This window comes from Stenotrophomonas sp. 14P6.2.3 (assembly GCF_057799055.1).
The window spans coordinates 73526-91195 of the sequence record NZ_JBYOLA010000016.1; the positions used below are offsets into that span (position 1 = coordinate 73526).

Consider the following 17670-nt stretch of genomic DNA (forward strand, 5'->3'; position numbering starts at 1 on the left):
ATGGGCGGTGCTCAGGGCGCGCCGGTCAGAACACGCTGGCGTAGTCGCCCAGTTCGACCTGCACCGACTTGATGCGGGTGTAGTGGCCGAGGGTGGAGATGCCGTTCTCGCGGCCGACGCCGGACTGCTTGTAACCACCCACCGGCATTTCGGCCGGCGACTCGCCCCAGGTGTTGATCCAGCAGATGCCGGCTTCCAGGCGATGGATGATGCGATGTGCGCGGCTGATGTCCTTGCTGACCACGCCTGCGGCCAGGCCGAAGGTGGTGTCGTTGGCGCGACGCACCACTTCGTCCTCGTCGTCGTAGGCGAGGATGCTCATCACCGGCCCGAAGATTTCTTCGCGGACAATGGTCATGTCATCGCGGCAGTCGGAGAACACCGTCGGCAGCACATAGGCGCCCTCGGCCAGGGCGCCGTCGGTGGCACGACCGCCGCCGGTCAGCAGGCGCGCGCCTTCGCTCTTGCCGCTTTCGATGAAGCGCAGCACGTTTTCCATGTGCGGGAAGCTGGTCAGCGGGCCGAAGTTGGTCTCGGCGGCCATCGGGTCGCCGATGCGGATGCGCTTGACGCGCTCGACCACGGCGGCCTCGAACGCGGCCAGCATGCTGCGCGGCACGAACACGCGGGTGCCGTTGGTGCAGACCTGGCCGGAGCTGAAGAAGTTGGCCATCACTGCGATGTCGGCGGCGCGGTCCAGGTCGGCGTCGTCACAGATCACCAGCGGCGACTTGCCGCCCAGTTCCATCGTCACTTCCTTCAACGAAGACGACGCGGCGCTGGCCATGACCTTCTTGCCGGTGGCAACGCCGCCGGTGAAGGAGATCTTCTCGATCACCGGGTGCTCGGTCAGCCAGTTGCCGATCTCGCGGCCAGGGCCCTGCACGACGTTGAACACGCCGTCCGGCACGCCGGCTTCGGTGTAGATCTCGGCGAGCTTGATCGCGGTCAGCGGGGTCACTTCGGAGGGCTTGAACACCATCGCGTTGCCGGCGGCCAGGGCCGGGGCCGACTTCCACATGGCGATCTGGATCGGGTAGTTCCAGGCGCCGATGCCGGCGACCACGCCCAGCGGCTCTCGGCGGGTATAGAAGAAGCTCGATTCGCGCAGCGGCAGCTGGATGCCTTCGATGGCGGTGGCCAGGCCAGCGTAGTACTCCAGCACGTCGGCGCCGGTGACGATGTCCACCGTGGTGGTTTCGGTCAGCGCCTTGCCGGTATCCAGGGTTTCCAGGTGGGCCAGCTCGTCATTGCGCTCACGCAGGATCTCGACGGCGCGGCGCAGGATGCGCGAGCGCTCCATCGCGGTCATCGCTGCCCACACCTTCTGGCCTTCGCTCGCGCTTTCAACCGCGCGCTCGACATCGGCCTTGCTGGCGATCTGCACGTCGGCCAGCACCTGGCCAGTGGCCGGGTTGATGGTCTGGAAGGTCTTGCCACTGGTGGCATCGATGCGGCGGCCGTGGATGTAGAGCTGTTGCACGGGCAGGGTGGTCATCGGCTTGCTCCTGGAAGGGGTGGGGCGGGTTGCTGGCGCGCTCAGGGCGCGTTGGCCTGCAATTGGAAATCGATGTAGCCGTAGGCGATGCGGCGTGCCTTGTCGGCGTTGAAGTCACCGCCGACCAGGCTGCCGCGCAGCCACAGGCCGTCGATCATCGCGGCCAGTCCGCGTGCGGACAGGCGTGCCTGCGCATGCGGCAGCTGGCGGTTGAACTGGTGACAGAGGTTGGAGAACAGTCGCTGGTCGTTGGCGCGCTGCAGCCGGGTCAGTTCCGGCTGGTGCATGCTCGCGGCCCAGAACGTCAGCCATACACGCATGGCGGTCCCGTTGGTCTGGCTGTCGTCGAAGTTGCCATCGACGATGGCGCGAAGCTGTGAACGTGCGTCATCCGGCGCGGCGTCGCGATAGCGGGCGACGGCGGCCTTCAGCTCGCGCAGGATCTGCCGCATCGCGGCATTGAGCAGGCCGTCCTTGTCGCCGAAGTAGTGGGCGACGATGCCGCTGGACAGGCCGGCCTTCTTTGCGATGGTGGCGACGGTGGCATCGGCCATGCCGATCTCGTCGATGGTCTGGAAAGTGGCCCGGATCAACTGCTCGCGGCGGACCGGTTCCACGCCTTTCTTCGGCATTGTCTCTCCACGGATTGCGACCCGGGATGCCGGGCTGGTGAAGATCATACTTTTTATTGATTGAACGTTCAATCAATAAACCCTACGATGCCGGGCGCGCCCCCACGCCATGGGCCCGGTTTCCGGTCCGGCCCCGCCCATGTGCCCCCCTGGACTGATGAGACGACCCCATGTCTTCCCTGGCTCATCCCAAGCGCTCGCCCCTGCGCTTGAACCGTTTCGTGTTCTTCAGTTCGTCGGTCTCCATCGGCATCCTCGGTGCGTTGACCGTGTTCTTCCCGCAGGCCAGCGAGCACTGGCTGCAATGGGCGCAGGCCGAGGTCTCGGCGGCGTTCGGCTGGTGGTACATGCTGTTGATCGTGGCCTGCCTGGGTTTCGTGCTGTGGCTGGCGTTCTCGCCGTATGGCCGCATCCGCCTGGGCCATAACGAGGAATCGCCCGCCTTCGGCTACGTGGCCTGGGTGTCGATGCTGTTCTCGGCTGGCATCGGCATCGCGCTGCTGTACTACGGCGCCTACGAGCCGCTGGACCATTTCCTCAACCCGCCCGGGCAGCCCGGCGGAACCGTTGCGGCCGGCCGCGAAGCGATGGTGCTGACCTTCCTGCACTGGGGCCTGCACGGTTGGGCGCTGTACGCGCTGGTCGGCGTGGCGCTGGGCTATTTCGCCTATCGCCGCAACCTGCCGCTGGCGCTGCGTTCGGCGCTGTACCCGATCTTCGGCGAGCGCATCCATGGCCGCATCGGTGACATGGTCGATGGCTTCGGCATCCTGGCGACGCTGATCTCGATGGTCACCAACCTCGGCATTGGTGCGCTGGTGGTGCAGTCCGGCCTGGTCTACCTGTTCCACATCCCGGATACGCCGCAGGTGCTGGTGGCGATCGTGCTGGTGATGATGGTCGTGGCCACCATCGGCGTCGTTGCCGGTGTGGAGAAGGGCATCGCCTGGTTGTCCAACCTCAACGTGCGCCTGCTGTGCCTGCTGCTGCTGTTCGTGCTGGTGACCGGGCCGACCCTGCATCTGTTCGACGGCCTGGTGCAGAACACCGGCGACTATCTGGGCGCATTCGTGCGCAAGAGCTTCGACATGTACCTCAATGACCCGAAGGGGCGTGAGTGGATGGGCTCGTGGACGCTGTTCTACTGGGCGTGGTGGATTGCCTGGGCGCCGTTCGTGGGCCTGTTCGTGGCGCGCATCTCGCGTGGCCGCACCATTCGTGAAGTGATCATGGGCGTGCTGCTGATCCCGCTCGGCTTCACCCTGGCGTGGCTGTCGATCTTCGGCAACACCGCCATCGACCTGGTGCTGAACCACGGCCAGGCAGCACTGGGCGAAGTGGCCCAGCATGATGCGGCGATGACCCTGTTCAAGCTGCTGGAGTATCTGCCTGCAGCGCCGTACATCGCCGGCGCGGCGGTGGTGATCGGTTTCGTGTTGTTCCTGACCCCGGTCGATTCGGGCACGCTGATGATCGCCAACCTGTGCACCCGGCGTGTCGACGATGGCGTGGAGGATGGGCATGACGCGCCGATCTGGCTGCGCGTGTTCTGGGCGGCGGGCATCACCGTGGCCAGCGTCGGCCTGCTGCTGGCCGGCAACTTCAGCGCGATGCAGACAGCGGTGGTGCTGTGCGGCCTGCCGTTCTCGTTCATCCTGGCGTTCTATATGTGGGGCCTGTTGAAGGCGCTGCGTACCGACCCGGATGCACCGCGGCGATAAGGGTGGGTGATGAGGATTTCGTCGTTCTCTGAAAGACAGCCGTACCTGCCGACTGCAATCATCGCTCGACATGCTTCTGAAGGAGTCGCGCGATGGTCCGTACCCTGGTTGTTTCCCTGATTTTCTCCCTTTGCTGCCTGCCGGCGGCGGTGGCCGCCCCTCCTGTGCAGCTGGATTTCCCGGTGCTGGTGCTGGGTGAAACCGCGCCGGTGCGCCTGCAGCTGGCTCCGCATGCGGGCGGGCTGGCGCTCTACTCGATCCACATGAATACCATGGACAGTGGAGTGGTCAGCGGCTATCAGGTGACCGGCGTGCAGTGCCCGTCGGGATTCCAGTTCAACCTGTATCGCAATGGCCAGGGGGCGGTCTGCTACCGCATGGAGGACACCCCGCATGCGGGAGGTGTGATGGTGGTGCAGGTCATCAATGTCGATGCGGCCGACGGGCACACGCTGTGGGAAGAGGGGCTGGGCTTTCTGGATGCGCATGGGCCCCCGCAGCGGACCGCGTGGCATCTGTTTGCTGTGCGCCCATAACGTGTAAAGCAAAGGGCCGGATCTGCGAGGATCCGGCCCTTTCGTCTTTCCGCTGACAGCAGCCAGGCATGGCCTGGCTCTACCTATGCAGTGCGATCGATCAACGCGCAGCCAGCTGGCGCAGTACGTACTGCAGCAGGCCGCCGTGGCGGAAGTACTCCACTTCCTTCGGGGTCAGCAGCATCACCGAGGCTTCGAAGGTCTTCTTCGTGCCATCAGCCTTGGTCGCGGTGACCGTGGCGCGCTTGCTGGCGCCATCCTGCAGGCCGGTGACATCGATCACTTCCGAACCATCCAGGCCCAGCGACTGTGCGTTTTCGCCGTTGCGGAACTGCAGCGGCAGCACGCCCATGCCGACCAGGTTCGAACGATGGATGCGTTCGAAGCTCTCGGCGATGACCGCCTTCACACCCAGCAGCAGGGTGCCCTTGGCTGCCCAGTCGCGTGAGGAGCCGGTGCCGTATTCCTTGCCGGCCAGCACCACCAGCGGCACCTTGTCGGCCTTGTACTTCATCGCCGCGTCGTAGATCGCCAGCTTTTCCGGCTGGCCGCCGTTGGCCGGGTAGTACAGGGTGTTGCCGCCTTCTTCGCCACCGAACATCAGGTTCTTGATGCGGATGTTGGCGAAGGTGCCTCGGACCATCACGTCATCGTTGCCGCGGCGGCTGCCGTAGCTGTTGAAGTCGGCCGGCTGCACGCCGCGTTCCTGCAGGAAGCGGCCCGCCGGCGAATCCTTCTTGATGTTGCCGGCGGGGGAGATGTGGTCAGTGGTGATCGAATCGCCGAACAGGCCCATCACGCGCGCGCCGTGCACGTCGTCGATGCTGCCGACCTGCATGGTCATGCCGTCGAAGTACGGCGGGTTCTTGATGTAGGTGGACGCATCGCTCCATTCGTACAGATCACCGTCCGGCGAGGCGATGGTGTTCCAGCGGGTATCGCCCTTGAACACGTCTGCGTAGTTCTGCTTGAACATCTCCGGGCCGACGGTAGCGGCGATGACGTCGCCGATTTCCTTGTTGCTCGGCCAGATGTCGCGCAGGTACACCGGCTGGCCATCGCTGCCGGTGCCCAGCGGCTCGGTGGTCAGGTCGATGTCGGTGGTGCCGGCGATGGCGTAGGCCACCACCAGCGGCGGGCTGGCCAGGTAGTTCATCTTCACTTCGGGGTGCACGCGGCCCTCGAAGTTGCGATTGCCCGACAGCACCGAGGTCACCACCAGATCACCACTGGCGATGCCGGCGCTGACTTCGGTCGGCAGCGGGCCGGAGTTGCCGATGCAGGTGGTGCAGCCATAGCCGACCACATAGAAGCCGATCTTTTCCAGCTCGGTGAGTACACCGGCCTTTTCCAGATAGTCGGTGACCACACGCGAGCCTGGGCCGAGCGAGGTCTTGACCCACGGCTTGCGGTCCAGGCCCTTGGCGGCCGCGTTGCGGGCCAGCAGGCCGGCGCCGATCATCACCGCCGGGTTGGAGGTGTTGGTGCACGAGGTGATGGCGGCGATGACCACCGCGCCATCCTTCAGCCGCACCTTCCTGCCGTCCATCTCGATGTCGGCGTAGCCCTTGGCCAACTGCTCGTTGCCCACGGCGGCGCCGCCGCCTTCATTGACGAAGGTGGAGACATCCTCGCTGCGCTTGTCGCGGTTGGCGGTCATGCCGACCAGGGCGTCGCGGTAGTTCTTCTGCACGTCTTCCAGAAGCACGCGGTCCTGCGGGCGCTTGGGGCCGGCCAGCGAGGGCTTGACCGTGCCCATGTCCAGTTCCAGCGTGGTGCTGTACTGCGCATGCGGGCTGTTGGCGTCGTGCCACAGGCCCTGCGCCTTGGCATAGGCTTCAACCAGGGCGATCTGCTCTTCGCTGCGGCCGGACAGGCGCAGGTAGGTCAGCGATTCGTTGTCGATCGGGAAGATGCCGCAGGTGGCGCCGTATTCCGGGGCCATGTTGCCGATGGTCGCGCGATCGGCCAGTGGCAGGTGCTGCAGGCCGTCGCCATAGAACTCGACGAACTTGCCGACCACGCCGAGCTTGCGCAGCATCTGGGTGACGGTCAGAACCAGGTCGGTGGCGGTGGCGCCTTCGGGCAGCTTGCCGGTCAGCTTGAAGCCGACCACCTGCGGAATCAGCATCGACGAGGGCTGGCCGAGCATGGCCGCCTCGGCCTCGATGCCGCCCACGCCCCAGCCGAGCACGCCGATGCCGTTGATCATCGTGGTGTGGCTGTCGGTGCCGAACACGGTGTCGGGGTAGGCGATGGCCTTGCCGTCCTTGTCCGCGGTCATCACCACGCGGGCCAGGTTTTCCAGGTTGACCTGGTGGACGATGCCGGTGTTGGGCGGCACCACCTTGAAGTTGTCGAAGGCCTTCTGGCCCCAGCGCAGGAAGCCGTAGCGTTCCTGGTTGCGCTGGAACTCGATCTTGCCGTTGAGGTCCAGTGCGTCGGGCTTGCCGAACACATCCACCTGCACCGAGTGGTCGATGACCAGTTCGGAGGGGATCAGCGGATTGATCTGTTCCGGGCGACCGCCCAGCTTGACCACCGCATCGCGCATCGCGGCCAGGTCGACCACGCAGGGCACGCCGGTGAAGTCCTGCAGCACCACGCGTGCGGGCATGAAGGCGATTTCGGTGTCGGGCTCTGCGCTGGGCTGCCAGCGGGCGACGGCTTCGATGTGATCCTTGCCGACGGTGACGCCGCCATCCTCGTGCCGGAGCAGATTCTCCAGCAGGATCTTCATCGAGTAGGGCAGGTGGGAGATGTCGAAGCGCTGGCCCAGCTTGGGCAGGCTGAAGTAGTCGTAGGTCTTGCCGCCGACGTCCAGCTGGCTGCGGGTGGAGAACGAATCGCTCATGCGGGATGACTCCTCTTGCGGATGGCTTGCAGTGGCCCGCATGGGCGGGCCTGCTTGCGTTTGCCGGTGGCACTCCGGCCCCGGATCCTGCCCAGTATCGGCGATCCAGCGCCCGGCAATGACCCGGCAGGCTTGGAACGCAAGGTTACAGCGATGTGTGTAGCCTTCGTGTCAGCGTACCCATCGTTTTTGCGCCGGCCCGCACGCAGACGGGGCGCTCATGGGCGCCCCGTCCGGGAATGCATCGGCTGCGGGAGTTACTTGCCGTTGGCGGCATCCAGCAGCGGGTTGCCGGTCTTGGCGCCACCGGTGCCGTTGCTCTTGGACTTGGCGGTCAGCACGCCGGCCTTGTTGAATTCGAAGACGGTCGATTCGTTGATGTTCTTGCCGAAGCTCTTGATCTTGGTGAAGTCGTAGTACCAGACCTGGGTGTCGCCCAGCTGCTCGCGGCGATTGGGTGCACCAAAGGCCTCGCTGACCTGCTTCTGGGTGGTCTTGCCGATCTCCGCCGCGTCCATCTGCGCCGGGGTGATCTCGGTGCCGGTTACGTAGGCACCGAACGGGTTGAAGGCGTGGGCCGCCGGGACCGACAGGGCCAACGGGGCAGCCAGCATCAGGGCAAGAGTGAGAGCGCGCATGAAACTTCCTTATTTATGGAGCGGATAGGTGCGGTAGGAGCGCCGAGGGCGTCCAGCCGGAGCGCAGCAGGGCTGCCGAGGGAGTCTAACCCCCGGATGCGACTGACGCGGGATGAAGGTCACATATCAGGTGGTTTGTTCCGGATGCGACGGGTATGTATAATTCATACATACTTTTTGAGGCGTACCCCATGGAAGCCACCGTTGCTGAACGCGGACAGATCACCCTGCCCAAGGCAGTGCGTGATGCGCTGGGCCTGACCAAGGGCACCTTGCTGAAGGTGGAGCTGGAAGGCAGCCGGATCATCCTGCGCAAGAGCGTGGACGATGCGATCTCCCGCGCCCGCGGCAAGTTCTCGCTGGACGGCTTCGAATCGGCCGACGCGGCCGTGCGCGACCTGCGCGACGAGGAGTAAGCGGTGATGATCGCCGTCGATTCACCGGTGCTGGTCGAACTGCTCAGCAACGGCCCGCAGGCCGATGCGGTGGAAGCCTGCCTGCGGCAGAGCCTGGTCGGCGGCCGCGTGGTGGTCTGCGGCGCCACCCTGGCCGAGATCTGCGCCGCCCTGCGCGGCGGTGCCGAGGTACTGGAAGCGCTGGAAGAAATGGGCGTGCACTTCAACGCGCTGGAAGCCAAATCGGCACTGCGCGCCGGTGAAATGCACCGCCGCCATCGCCAGCGCGGCAGCGGCCAGCGCCGTGGCCTGGACGAATTCATGATCGGTGCCCACGCCCTGCTGCAGTGCGATGGCCTGATCACCTGGAACGACACGTTTTATCGCGACTACTTCAAGGGCCTGAAGCTGATCGTGCCGCAAGCCTGAGCCCACTTTTTATTCACCTCACGCATTACCCGGGAGTTGTCATGTTGGAAGCCTACCGCCACCACGTCGCCGAGCGCGCTGCGCTTGGCATCCCGCCCCTGCCGCTGACCGCGCAGCAGACGGCCGATGTCATCGAACTGCTGAAGAACCCGCCGCAGGGCGAGGCCGAGTTCCTGCTCGACCTGCTGACCCACCGCGTGCCGGCCGGCGTCGATGACGCAGCCAAGGTCAAGGCCTCGTACCTGGCCGCGATCGCACTGGGCAGCGAGCAGAACCCGCTGATCAGCCGCGAGCGCGCCACCGAACTGCTGGGCACCATGCTGGGCGGTTACAACGTCGCGCCGCTGGTGCAGCTGCTGGACGACGCCAGCGTCGGCGCCATCGCTGCCGACGCGCTGAAGAAGACCCTGCTGGTGTTCGACGCCTTCCACGACGTGCAGGAAAAGGCCAAGGCCGGCAACGCCAACGCCCAGTCCGTGATGCAGAGCTGGGCCGATGCCGAGTGGTTCACCAGCAACCCGGAAGTGCCGCAGAGCCTGACCGTCACCGTGTTCAAGGTGCCGGGCGAAACCAACACCGACGACCTGTCGCCGGCACCGGACGCGACCACCCGCCCGGACATTCCGATGCACGCCCTGGCGATGCTGAAGAACAAGCGTGACGATGCAGCGTTCACCCCGGAAGAAGACGGCAAGCGTGGCCCGATCCAGCAGATCCTGTCGCTGAAGGACAAGGGCCACCTGGTGGCCTATGTCGGCGACGTGGTCGGCACCGGTTCTTCGCGCAAGTCGGCCACCAACAGCGTGCTGTGGTGGACCGGCGATGACATTCCGTACATCCCGAACAAGCGCGCCGGTGGCGTCTGCCTGGGTTCGAAGATCGCACCGATCTTCTACAACACCATGGAAGATGCCGGCGCGCTGCCGATCGAGCTGGACGTGTCGAAGATGGAGCACGGCGATGTGGTCGAGCTGCGTCCGTACGACGGCAAGGCGCTGAAGAACGGCGAAGTGATCGCCGAGTTCCAGGTCAAGTCCGAAGTACTGTTCGACGAAGTGCGTGCCGGTGGCCGCATTCCGCTGATCATCGGCCGTGGCCTGACCGGCAAGGCGCGTGAAGCGCTGGGCCTGGCCCCGACCGACCTGTTCCGCCTGCCGGTGCAGCCGGCCGATACCGGCAAGGGCTTCTCGCTGGCACAGAAGATGGTCGGCCGTGCCTGTGGCCTGGCCGAAGGGCAGGGCATGCGCCCGGGTACCTACTGCGAACCGAAGATGACCTCGGTGGGCTCGCAGGACACCACCGGCCCGATGACCCGCGACGAGCTGAAGGACCTGGCCTGCCTGGGCTTCTCGGCCGACCTGGTGATGCAGTCGTTCTGCCACACCGCGGCCTACCCGAAGCCGGTGGACGTCAAGACCCACCACACCCTGCCGGAATTCATCTCCACCCGTGGTGGCATCTCGCTGCGTCCGGGCGACGGCGTGATCCACAGCTGGCTCAACCGCATGCTGCTGCCGGACACCGTCGGCACCGGTGGTGACTCGCACACCCGTTTTCCGGTGGGCATTTCGTTCCCGGCCGGTTCGGGCCTGGTCGCCTTCGCCGCCGCCACCGGCGTCATGCCGCTGGACATGCCGGAGTCGGTGCTGGTGCGTTTCAAGGGCAAGATGCAGCCGGGCGTGACCCTGCGTGACCTGGTCAACGCGATCCCGCTGTACGCGATCAAGTCGGGCCTGCTGACCGTGGCCAAGGCTGGCAAGAAGAACATCTTCTCCGGTCGCATCCTGGAGATCGAAGGCCTGCCGGAACTGAAGGTCGAACAGGCATTCGAACTGTCCGATGCCTCGGCCGAGCGTTCGGCTGCCGGTTGCTCGGTGCGCCTGAACAAGGAACCGATCATCGAGTACCTGACCAGCAACATCACGCTGCTGAAGTGGATGATCGCCGAGGGTTACCAGGATCCGCGTTCGCTGCAGCGTCGCATCGAGAAGATGGAAGCGTGGCTGGCCAACCCGGAGCTGCTGGAGCCGGATGCCGACGCCGAGTACGCCGCCGTCATCGAGATCGACCTGGCCGACATCCGCGAGCCGATCGTGGCCTGCCCGAACGACCCGGACGACGTGAAGACCCTGTCCGAAGTCGCGGGTGCGAAGATCGACGAAGTGTTCATCGGTTCGTGCATGACCAACATCGGTCACTTCCGTGCCGCTGCGAAGCTGCTGGAAGGCAAGCGCGACCTGCCGACCCGCCTGTGGGTGGCCCCGCCGACCAAGATGGATGCGTCCGAGCTGACCAAGGAAGGCGTGTACGGCACCTTCGGCGCCACCGGCGCACGCATGGAAATGCCGGGCTGCTCGCTGTGCATGGGCAACCAGGCGCAGATCCGCGAAGGCTCCACCGCGATGTCGACCTCGACCCGCAACTTCCCGAACCGTCTGGGCCGCAACACCAACGTGTACCTGGGTTCGGCGGAACTGGCCGCGATCTGCTCGCGCCTGGGCCGCATTCCGACCAAGGAAGAGTACATGGCCGATGTGGGCGTGATCGCCGCCAGCGGCGCGGAGATCTACCGCTACATGAACTTTGACCAGATCGAGGAATACCAGGACGTGGCCAACACGGTCGCTGCCTGATCCTGCTGATCGGTTGATGATGTAAACGAAGAACCCCCGGTGAAAGCCGGGGGTTTTTTTGTGGGCGCCAGCGGCGCTGGCTGCGCGTTAGACTTCGACCTGCTTTTTCAGGAGGACATGGATGTTGGCGGATCGACGACATTGCGTAGCGCTGGCAGCGATGATGGCGGGCTGGGCGATGGCACCGGCTGCGATCGCGCAGCAGGACGTGCGGGCCGATGAAGCGTCTGCCGATACGCGGATGAGCGCTGACGAACACAGGGTGTTCCTGCTGCAGGAACAGTTCCTGGAGATCGCCCGGGCCAACGCGTCAAGGTCTGAGACAGCCGAAAAGGTGGAAACCTACGCCTCGGTTGATGCCGACTCGCAGCGGCAGCATCCCGTGCAGCTTGAGAACCATCAGCCACTCGAGCGCGGAGTTGGTGCGGCCACGCTGCTGGTGGACGTGGACGAGCAGGGCCGCCCGTATGCTGTGGAGATCGCGCGCGGCAGTGGATCGGCGGCGCTGGATGCGGCGGCCGTGGATGCGGCGTATCGATGGAGCTACAACGCCGCCAGCAGGGATGGCGTACCGGTGCGCGGAAAGGTGCGGATCACGGTGTCGGGACCGTAACTGCGACTGCGACTGCGTGATGTGGCGGTGCCGGGCATTGCCCGGCAGGCAGTTGAAGCGGAGAACCATGGGCGCATTCCGAGGGTTGTCTGCTACTGGATGGTCCAGTCGGCAGTGCCTTGAAGGCGCTTCCCGGCAAAGAGCACATTGCCCCGGCCGCCGGAGACGTCCATCTCGAACCAGGGCAGTCCATCACGGCTAAGCGGACGCACGTAGGCCTGGCGCTTTGCGCGGTCGAATTCGATGTAGTAGCGGCGATGAACGTTCGGGTACTTCGGGATCGACGCGCCTTTCCAGCTGACGCTCACCGCGCCGGGGTCTTCGCGCCCCACCAGCATCAGCATGAAGAACACATCACCCTGCTTGGCCTGGAAGTAGAACAGATCACCACTGGCGACGGCGGGTGCCAGTGGCAGTGACAGCAGTGTGGCCGCCAGCACGGCCTTCCATATCCCTGTGATCATGCGCAGCATTCCTTGTGCAATACGGCTATCAAAGCACAGATGCGGGCAGCCCGTTGAACCGAAGAACCCCGGTGAATGCCGAAGTTTTTTGTTGCGTGATGGCCGGCAGAGCCTAGCCCATGCTCGGCTTGCCGGAGCGGGGCCCGAAAAGCAGCCGAGCATGGGCTCGGCTCTACAGCCGTCCCATCAGCCGCGTGCCAGCGCCAGCAAACGCTCGGCAATGCGCTCCAGCGGTACCTGTTCCTCGGCCGCGCCAAGTTTGAACGCTGCGCCGGGCATGCCCCAGACCACGCTGGTGGCCTCGTCCTGCACCAGCGTCGGGGCGCCGGCCTGGCGCATTTCCAGCAGGCCGCGTGCGCCGTCATCGCCCATGCCGGTGAGGATGGCGCCGATGGCATTGCCACCTGCGGCCTGCGCCACCGAACGGAACAGCACGTCCACCGCCGGCTTGTGCCGGTTTACCGCCGGACCGTCGTCGACCCGACAGCGCCAGCGCGCACCGTCGCGGATGATCCGCAGGTGCTTGCCGCCGGGCGGCAGGTACGCGTGGCCGGGCAGCACCGCTTCGCCATCGCTGGCTTCGCGTACGGCCATCGCCGAATGGCGGTCCAGACGCTCGGCGAAGGCGGTGCTGAAACTGGCGGGCAGGTGCTGGGTCATCACCACTGCGGGGCCGTCGGCGGGCATGCCTTCCAGCACCACACGCAGTGCTTCGGTACCACCGGCCGACGAGCCGATGGCGATCAGACGGTCGGTGGTGCGGAACTGCGTTGCTGCCGGACGCACGGCAGGGGCGGCGTCCAGCGTGAGTTTCGGTGCAGCCACGCGCACCAGCGGGCGTACCCGTGAGCGCGCAGCCATCTTCACCTTGGCGATGATTTCATCGGCATAGGCCTGCAGGCCGCGGGCTACATCAAGCTTGGGCTTGGAGACGAAGTCCACCGCGCCCAGCCCCAGCGCCTGCAGGGTGGTATCGGCACCGCGTTCGGTCAGCGAAGAGATCATCACCACCGGCAGCGGGTGCAGGCGCATCAGGTTTTCCAGGAACGCCAGGCCATCCATGCGTGGCATTTCCACGTCCAGGGTGATCACGTCCGGAGCCAGGCGTTTGATCTTCTCGCGGGCCAGCAGCGGGTCGGCGGCAGTACCGACTACATCGATGGCCGGATCGCTGGACAGGATTTCGGTGAGCATCTGCCGCACGACGGCAGAATCGTCGACGATCAGGACCCGGCAGGGGGCGTTGCCGGTCAGGGTCATTCGAACAGCTCCACGCCACCGGTGACCGGGGCCTTGGACAGGCGTGCGCGCACGGCCGATTCGGTCGCGGCCACTTCGGCTTCGTGTGCATGCGGCAGGCGTTGCACGACGACGCGGCCGGTATCGGCGAAGAACCAGATCTTGCGCGGGTGGATGCCGCACAGGTCTTCGGCGAGGATCGGGATGTGCTCGGCCTGCAGGTACTGACGCACGAACTCGGCGTTGCGCGTGCCTACCGGATTGCTGGTGAAGCCCTTCAGCACGTTGGCACCGCCGAACACCTTCGCCTCGATGCGCTTGCGGTGGGCGCCGCGCTTGAGCATGTCGTTGATCAGCAGTTCCATCGCATAGCTGCCATAGCGTGCGGGCGCGCCGTCGCCGGCGTTGCCCTCGGGCAGCAGGAAGTGGTTCATGCCGCCGATCTTCAGCACCGGGTCGCGCAGGCATGCCGCCACGCAGGAGCCGAGGGTCGTGGTCAGCGCAGTGGTGTCATCCACCACCAGGTACTGGGTCGGCAGCAGCTTGGCGGCGATGGTCTTGAAGCGTGCGTCCTGGTAGCGCATCACATCATCGGTGCGCAGCGAAGCATTCATGCGCTGGCTCCCTGCGCGCGCCGGTACAGGGTACGGCCGCAGGGCTGGATCAGATCGGCGGCGTGCAGGTAGTTCTCCGAGTGGCCGGTGTAGAGCAGGCCGTCGTCGGCCAGGTGGTTGACCAGGCGGCCAAGAATCGCGCGCTGGGTCGGCTTGTCGAAGTAGATCATCACGTTGCGGCAGAACAGTGCGTCGAACGGACCGCCGACGTCATAGCGCGGTGCCAGCAGGTTCAATGGGCGGAACTCGATCAGCTCGCGCAGCGCCGGCAGCACGCGGCACTGGCCTTCGTTGGGACCGCTGCCACGCTGGAAGTAGCGGCGACGCAGGTCTGGATCGAGGCCAGCAACACGGTCGATGTTGTAGACACCGCGCCCGGCGGTGGCCAGGACCTGGGTATCGACGTCGGTGGCGACAATGCGCACCGGTGGCTTCAGAGTGCCGAACGCTTCGCAGGCGGTGATCGCCATCGAGTAGGGCTCTTCACCGGTGGAGGCGGCGCACGACCACAGCAGCAGCGGGCCGCGGCCGTTGCGCTGCTGCAGCTCCTCGCGCAGCTTGTCGAAATGGTGCGGCTCGCGGAAGAACGCGGTGAGATTGGTGGTCAGCGCATTGGTGAATGCCTGCCACTCGTCACCATCGCCCTGTTCCAGGTGATCCAGGTACTGCTGGAAACTGCGCATGCCCAGCGTGCGCAGCCGACGCGACAGGCGTCCGTACACCATGTCGCGCTTGGCTGGGGCGAGGGCGATGCCCACGCGCTGGTAGATCAGGTCGCAGACGCGGCGGAAATCACGGTCGGCGAACTCGAATTCGCGCGTACCGCTGACGATGGGGGTAGGGCTCTGCACGGGTGACGTGTCCATCGGCGGGGCGGCGGCCGCAGCCGCCGCGAGGATCAGAATTCCTGCCAGTCGCCGTCGTTGGAGACGACGGCGCTGGAGTGGGTACGGCGGATCGGTGCGGGCGTCGACAACGGCCGCGAAGGCGCAGGACTGGCGGCCTTCGGCGCGACCTTGGCGGTCACCGCCTTCACTGCGACGGCAACCTGGTTGTCGAGGCGGAAGATCGCCACGGCGTCGGCCAGCTGCGCGGCCTGTTCCTCCATCGCCCGCGCTGCAGCAGTGGCTTCTTCCACCAGCGCGGCGTTCTGCTGGGTGGTTTCGTCCATCTGCACCACGGTCTGGTTGACCTGCTCGATGCCGGCCGACTGTTCCTGCGAGGCGGCGGAAATCTCGGCCATGATGTCGGTGACGCGCTGCACCGAGGCGACGATCTCGCCCATGGTGCTGCCGGCCTGGTGGACCAGGCTGGAGCCTTCGGCGACCTTGCCGACCGATTCGTCGATCAGGGCCTTGATCTCCTTGGCGGCGGCGGCCGAGCGCTGGGCGAGGGTACGTACTTCGCTGGCGACCACGGCGAAGCCACGGCCCTGTTCGCCGGCACGGGCGGCCTCGACCGCAGCGTTCAGTGCGAGGATGTTGGTCTGGAAGGCGATGCCATCGATGACCGAAATGATCTCGGCGATCTTCTTCGAGGACGCTTCGATGGCCGACATGGTGGTGACCACCTGACCAACGACGCTGCCGCCCTGCGAGGCCACGCCGTGCGCACCGATGGCAAGCTGGTTGGCCTGGCGCGCGTGTTCGGCGTTCTGGCGCACGGTGGAGGTCAGTTCCTCCATCGACGCGGCGGTTTCTTCCAGGTTGGCCGCCTGCTGTTCGGTGCGACGCGACAGGTCGCTGTTACCGGAGGCGATTTCGCCGGCCGACAAAGTGATGCTGGAAGCACTGAGCTGGATCTGGCCAACGATCTGGGTCAGCTGGCTGACCGTGGCGTTGGCATCGTCACGCATGCGCGCGAACACGCCCTGGTAGTCACCGTGCATGCGGGCGGTCAAGTCGCCGTCGGCGATGGACGACAGCAGCTGCGAGAGCTTGCCGAGGTTGTCATCACTGACCGCCATCATGGCGTTGAGGTTTTCCAGCATGGTGCGGAAATCGTGATCGAAGCGCTGTGCGTCGCCGCGCTGGCTGAAGTCACCCGCGGCTGCAGCACTGGCCAGCTGCTTGATCTCGGCATTGATGCGGCCGAGGTTGGCCTTGACCGTGTCGACGGTGGTGGTCATCGCCGCCTTTTCGCCTGGGTAGCGGGCGATGTCGCCGCTGAGGTCGCCGACGGCGTACTGCTGCACCACGTTCAGTACATCGTGCAGGGTCTGCACGTGGCTGCCGACCAGGACATTGGTTTCCTGCACCATCAGCCCGTACTCGCCGGGGAAGGCGCTGGCGTCGATGCGGTAGCTGAGTTCACCTTCATCGTGACGGCGTGCCATCTCACGCTGGCCGCTGATGACTGCGTGCAGCTGCTGCTGCATGCGTGACATCGCTTCGAGCAGGCGACCGGGTTCGTCATGCGGCTGCGGGCCGATGTGGCTGTCCAGCTTGCCGCCGGCAATGCCTTCGGCGACGGCGGTGGCCTGCTTCAGCGGTCGCGCGATGCGGTTGCCGATGACCCAGCTCAACGCCAGCACGATCAGCACCAGTACGCCGCCGGCCAGGGTCATGATGGCAGTGAAGACCAGTGCCTGCTGCTGCACGTCATCCATGTAGACGCCGCTGCTGACCACCCAGTTCCAGGGCTTGAACAGGCCGGCATAGGCGACCTTTTCGACCTCGCCCTTCTCGCCGGGCTTGGCCCAGCGATAGGCGACGAAGCCGCCGCCGGCCTTGGCCGCTTCGATCTGGTCGTAGTAGATGCGGATGCCATCGCCGGTACGGAAATCCTTCATGTCCTTGCCCACCAGATCCTTGCGGAACGGGTGCATGAGCACGTGATAGCCGGTGTCGTAGATGTTGTAGTAGTAGGTATCGTTGTGCGCGCGCATGACCTCCAGCGCCTGCAGCGCGGCGGCCTTTGCAGCCTCTTCGCTGAGTTCACCGGTTCCGGCGAGGCGGTGGTAGTGGTCGAGGATGCCGTAGCTCAGTTCGACCTGGGTCTTCAGCGAAGACTTGCGGGTATCGGTCAGGTCCAGGTACTGCATGCGGGCAGCGATCACCGAGAGCGCGATCACGCCCAGCGCGATCAGCAGCGTGAGCAGATTGAGCTTGCGCCGGACGGAGAGATTGCTGAAGTAGTGTTGCCAGCGATGCAGGAGATTCATCGAGCAGTACCCGGGTCGTGGTGGGTGGAGGCGCCGGTGCTGGTCGGGAGCAGCGGTGACATGACCGTTATCGGCCGCGGGGGCGGGGGATTGAGGTGGGCTGTTCGAACGTATTCAGGTTTTCTTGCAGCGGCGGCTGCGGCGCTGCCTGCGGCAGGCTTTTGGGGCAACAGCAACAGCAACAGCGCTCATGACTCTGTGTTGATACGTGCTGGGATGGGTCGGGGCGGCCAGGCGGGAC

At 65.5% G+C, this 17670-nt stretch carries 15 protein-coding genes; 6 read left to right on the forward strand and 9 right to left on the reverse strand.

Translation table 11 applies throughout. From position 1 onward, the window contains the following. Positions 1 to 25 precede the first annotated feature (25 nt). Both betB and betI read right to left on the reverse strand, forming a co-directional pair. Positions 26 to 1498, reverse strand: coding sequence for a betaine-aldehyde dehydrogenase (betB, locus tag AC27VL_RS13750; RefSeq protein ID WP_488766945.1), 1473 nt, complete (start codon positions 1496 to 1498; stop codon positions 26 to 28). A gap of 41 nt (positions 1499 to 1539) precedes the next feature. After that, positions 1540 to 2130, reverse strand: coding sequence for a transcriptional regulator BetI (gene betI, locus AC27VL_RS13755; protein WP_100465265.1), 591 nt, complete (start codon positions 2128 to 2130; stop codon positions 1540 to 1542). Positions 2131 to 2300: 170 nt separating this feature from the next. Between betI and AC27VL_RS13760 the strand changes: the two genes are divergently transcribed. Both AC27VL_RS13760 and AC27VL_RS13765 read left to right on the forward strand, forming a co-directional pair. After that, on the forward strand, positions 2301 to 3851 hold the full coding sequence (locus tag AC27VL_RS13760) for a BCCT family transporter (RefSeq protein WP_089240960.1): 1551 nt from the start codon (positions 2301 to 2303) through the stop codon (positions 3849 to 3851). A gap of 92 nt (positions 3852 to 3943) precedes the next feature. Beyond that, entirely contained in the window at positions 3944 to 4387 is a 444-nt protein-coding gene (locus AC27VL_RS13765; RefSeq protein WP_223880084.1) for a hypothetical protein, read from the forward strand. 100 nt (positions 4388 to 4487) lie between these two features. Here the strand turns inward: AC27VL_RS13765 and acnA are convergent, their stop codons facing one another. Further along, a complete protein-coding gene (acnA, locus tag AC27VL_RS13770) occupies positions 4488 to 7241 on the reverse strand; it encodes an aconitate hydratase AcnA (protein ID WP_488766948.1) in 2754 nt (917 codons plus the stop codon). A gap of 257 nt (positions 7242 to 7498) precedes the next feature. After that, positions 7499 to 7879, reverse strand: a complete 381-nt coding sequence (bamE, locus tag AC27VL_RS13775; RefSeq protein WP_488766950.1) for an outer membrane protein assembly factor BamE domain-containing protein — start codon at positions 7877 to 7879, stop codon at positions 7499 to 7501. Between the two features lie 191 nt (positions 7880 to 8070). Between bamE and AC27VL_RS13780 the strand changes: the two genes are divergently transcribed. The 4 genes from AC27VL_RS13780 (at position 8071) to AC27VL_RS13795 (ending at position 11949) form a co-directional block, all read left to right on the forward strand. After that, positions 8071 to 8295 carry an AbrB/MazE/SpoVT family DNA-binding domain-containing protein gene (locus AC27VL_RS13780; protein WP_025878955.1) on the forward strand — a complete coding sequence of 75 codons (225 nt, stop codon included), beginning with the start codon at positions 8071 to 8073 and terminating at the stop codon, positions 8293 to 8295. 6 nt (positions 8296 to 8301) lie between these two features. After that, positions 8302 to 8703, forward strand: coding sequence for a type II toxin-antitoxin system VapC family toxin (locus AC27VL_RS13785; RefSeq protein ID WP_089240966.1), 402 nt, complete (start codon positions 8302 to 8304; stop codon positions 8701 to 8703). Positions 8704 to 8744: 41 nt separating this feature from the next. Next, positions 8745 to 11336 carry a bifunctional aconitate hydratase 2/2-methylisocitrate dehydratase gene (gene acnB, locus AC27VL_RS13790; protein ID WP_488766952.1) on the forward strand — a complete coding sequence of 864 codons (2592 nt, stop codon included), beginning with the start codon at positions 8745 to 8747 and terminating at the stop codon, positions 11334 to 11336. Between the two features lie 121 nt (positions 11337 to 11457). Continuing rightward, a complete protein-coding gene (locus AC27VL_RS13795) occupies positions 11458 to 11949 on the forward strand; it encodes a TonB family protein (protein WP_488766954.1) in 492 nt (163 codons plus the stop codon). 92 nt (positions 11950 to 12041) lie between these two features. Here AC27VL_RS13795 and AC27VL_RS13800 read toward each other — a convergent pair whose 3' ends face one another. The 5 genes from AC27VL_RS13800 to AC27VL_RS13820 form a co-directional block, all read right to left on the reverse strand. Further along, complete coding sequence (locus tag AC27VL_RS13800) at positions 12042 to 12413, reverse strand: hypothetical protein (protein ID WP_180166983.1); 372 nt, start codon at positions 12411 to 12413, stop codon at positions 12042 to 12044. A 186-nt stretch (positions 12414 to 12599) separates the two neighbouring features. Next, positions 12600 to 13673, reverse strand: a complete 1074-nt coding sequence (locus tag AC27VL_RS13805; protein ID WP_100552458.1) for a protein-glutamate methylesterase/protein-glutamine glutaminase — start codon at positions 13671 to 13673, stop codon at positions 12600 to 12602. Further along, a complete protein-coding gene (gene cheD / locus AC27VL_RS13810) occupies positions 13670 to 14266 on the reverse strand; it encodes a chemoreceptor glutamine deamidase CheD (protein ID WP_025878962.1) in 597 nt (198 codons plus the stop codon). Before cheD ends, AC27VL_RS13805 begins: the two co-directional genes overlap by 4 nt. Further along, positions 14263 to 15132 (reverse strand): CheR family methyltransferase, encoded by an 870-nt coding sequence (locus AC27VL_RS13815; protein ID WP_099818374.1) that lies wholly within the window; start codon positions 15130 to 15132, stop codon positions 14263 to 14265. The genes cheD and AC27VL_RS13815 overlap by 4 nt, the downstream gene beginning before the upstream one ends. 32 nt (positions 15133 to 15164) lie before the next feature. Next, positions 15165 to 17429 carry a methyl-accepting chemotaxis protein gene (locus tag AC27VL_RS13820; protein WP_488766957.1) on the reverse strand — a complete coding sequence of 755 codons (2265 nt, stop codon included), beginning with the start codon at positions 17427 to 17429 and terminating at the stop codon, positions 15165 to 15167. Between the last annotated feature and the right edge of the window lie 241 nt (positions 17430 to 17670).

Coding starts and splice junctions, on each gene's coding strand:
- AC27VL_RS13815 (WP_099818374.1), bottom strand. CDS start 15,132: ATGGACACGTCACCCGTGCAGAGCCCTACCCCCATCGTCAGCGGTACG.
- AC27VL_RS13800 (WP_180166983.1), bottom strand. CDS start 12,413: ATGATCACAGGGATATGGAAGGCCGTGCTGGCGGCCACACTGCTGTCA.
- bamE (WP_488766950.1), bottom strand. CDS start 7,879: ATGCGCGCTCTCACTCTTGCCCTGATGCTGGCTGCCCCGTTGGCCCTG.
- AC27VL_RS13820 (WP_488766957.1), bottom strand. CDS start 17,429: ATGAATCTCCTGCATCGCTGGCAACACTACTTCAGCAATCTCTCCGTC.
- betB (WP_488766945.1), bottom strand. CDS start 1,498: ATGACCACCCTGCCCGTGCAACAGCTCTACATCCACGGCCGCCGCATC.
- AC27VL_RS13780 (WP_025878955.1), top strand. CDS start 8,071: ATGGAAGCCACCGTTGCTGAACGCGGACAGATCACCCTGCCCAAGGCA.
- AC27VL_RS13785 (WP_089240966.1), top strand. CDS start 8,302: ATGATCGCCGTCGATTCACCGGTGCTGGTCGAACTGCTCAGCAACGGC.
- AC27VL_RS13805 (WP_100552458.1), bottom strand. CDS start 13,673: ATGACCCTGACCGGCAACGCCCCCTGCCGGGTCCTGATCGTCGACGAT.
- AC27VL_RS13760 (WP_089240960.1), top strand. CDS start 2,301: ATGTCTTCCCTGGCTCATCCCAAGCGCTCGCCCCTGCGCTTGAACCGT.
- acnB (WP_488766952.1), top strand. CDS start 8,745: ATGTTGGAAGCCTACCGCCACCACGTCGCCGAGCGCGCTGCGCTTGGC.
- betI (WP_100465265.1), bottom strand. CDS start 2,130: ATGCCGAAGAAAGGCGTGGAACCGGTCCGCCGCGAGCAGTTGATCCGG.
- acnA (WP_488766948.1), bottom strand. CDS start 7,241: ATGAGCGATTCGTTCTCCACCCGCAGCCAGCTGGACGTCGGCGGCAAG.
- AC27VL_RS13795 (WP_488766954.1), top strand. CDS start 11,458: ATGTTGGCGGATCGACGACATTGCGTAGCGCTGGCAGCGATGATGGCG.
- cheD (WP_025878962.1), bottom strand. CDS start 14,266: ATGAATGCTTCGCTGCGCACCGATGATGTGATGCGCTACCAGGACGCA.
- AC27VL_RS13765 (WP_223880084.1), top strand. CDS start 3,944: ATGGTCCGTACCCTGGTTGTTTCCCTGATTTTCTCCCTTTGCTGCCTG.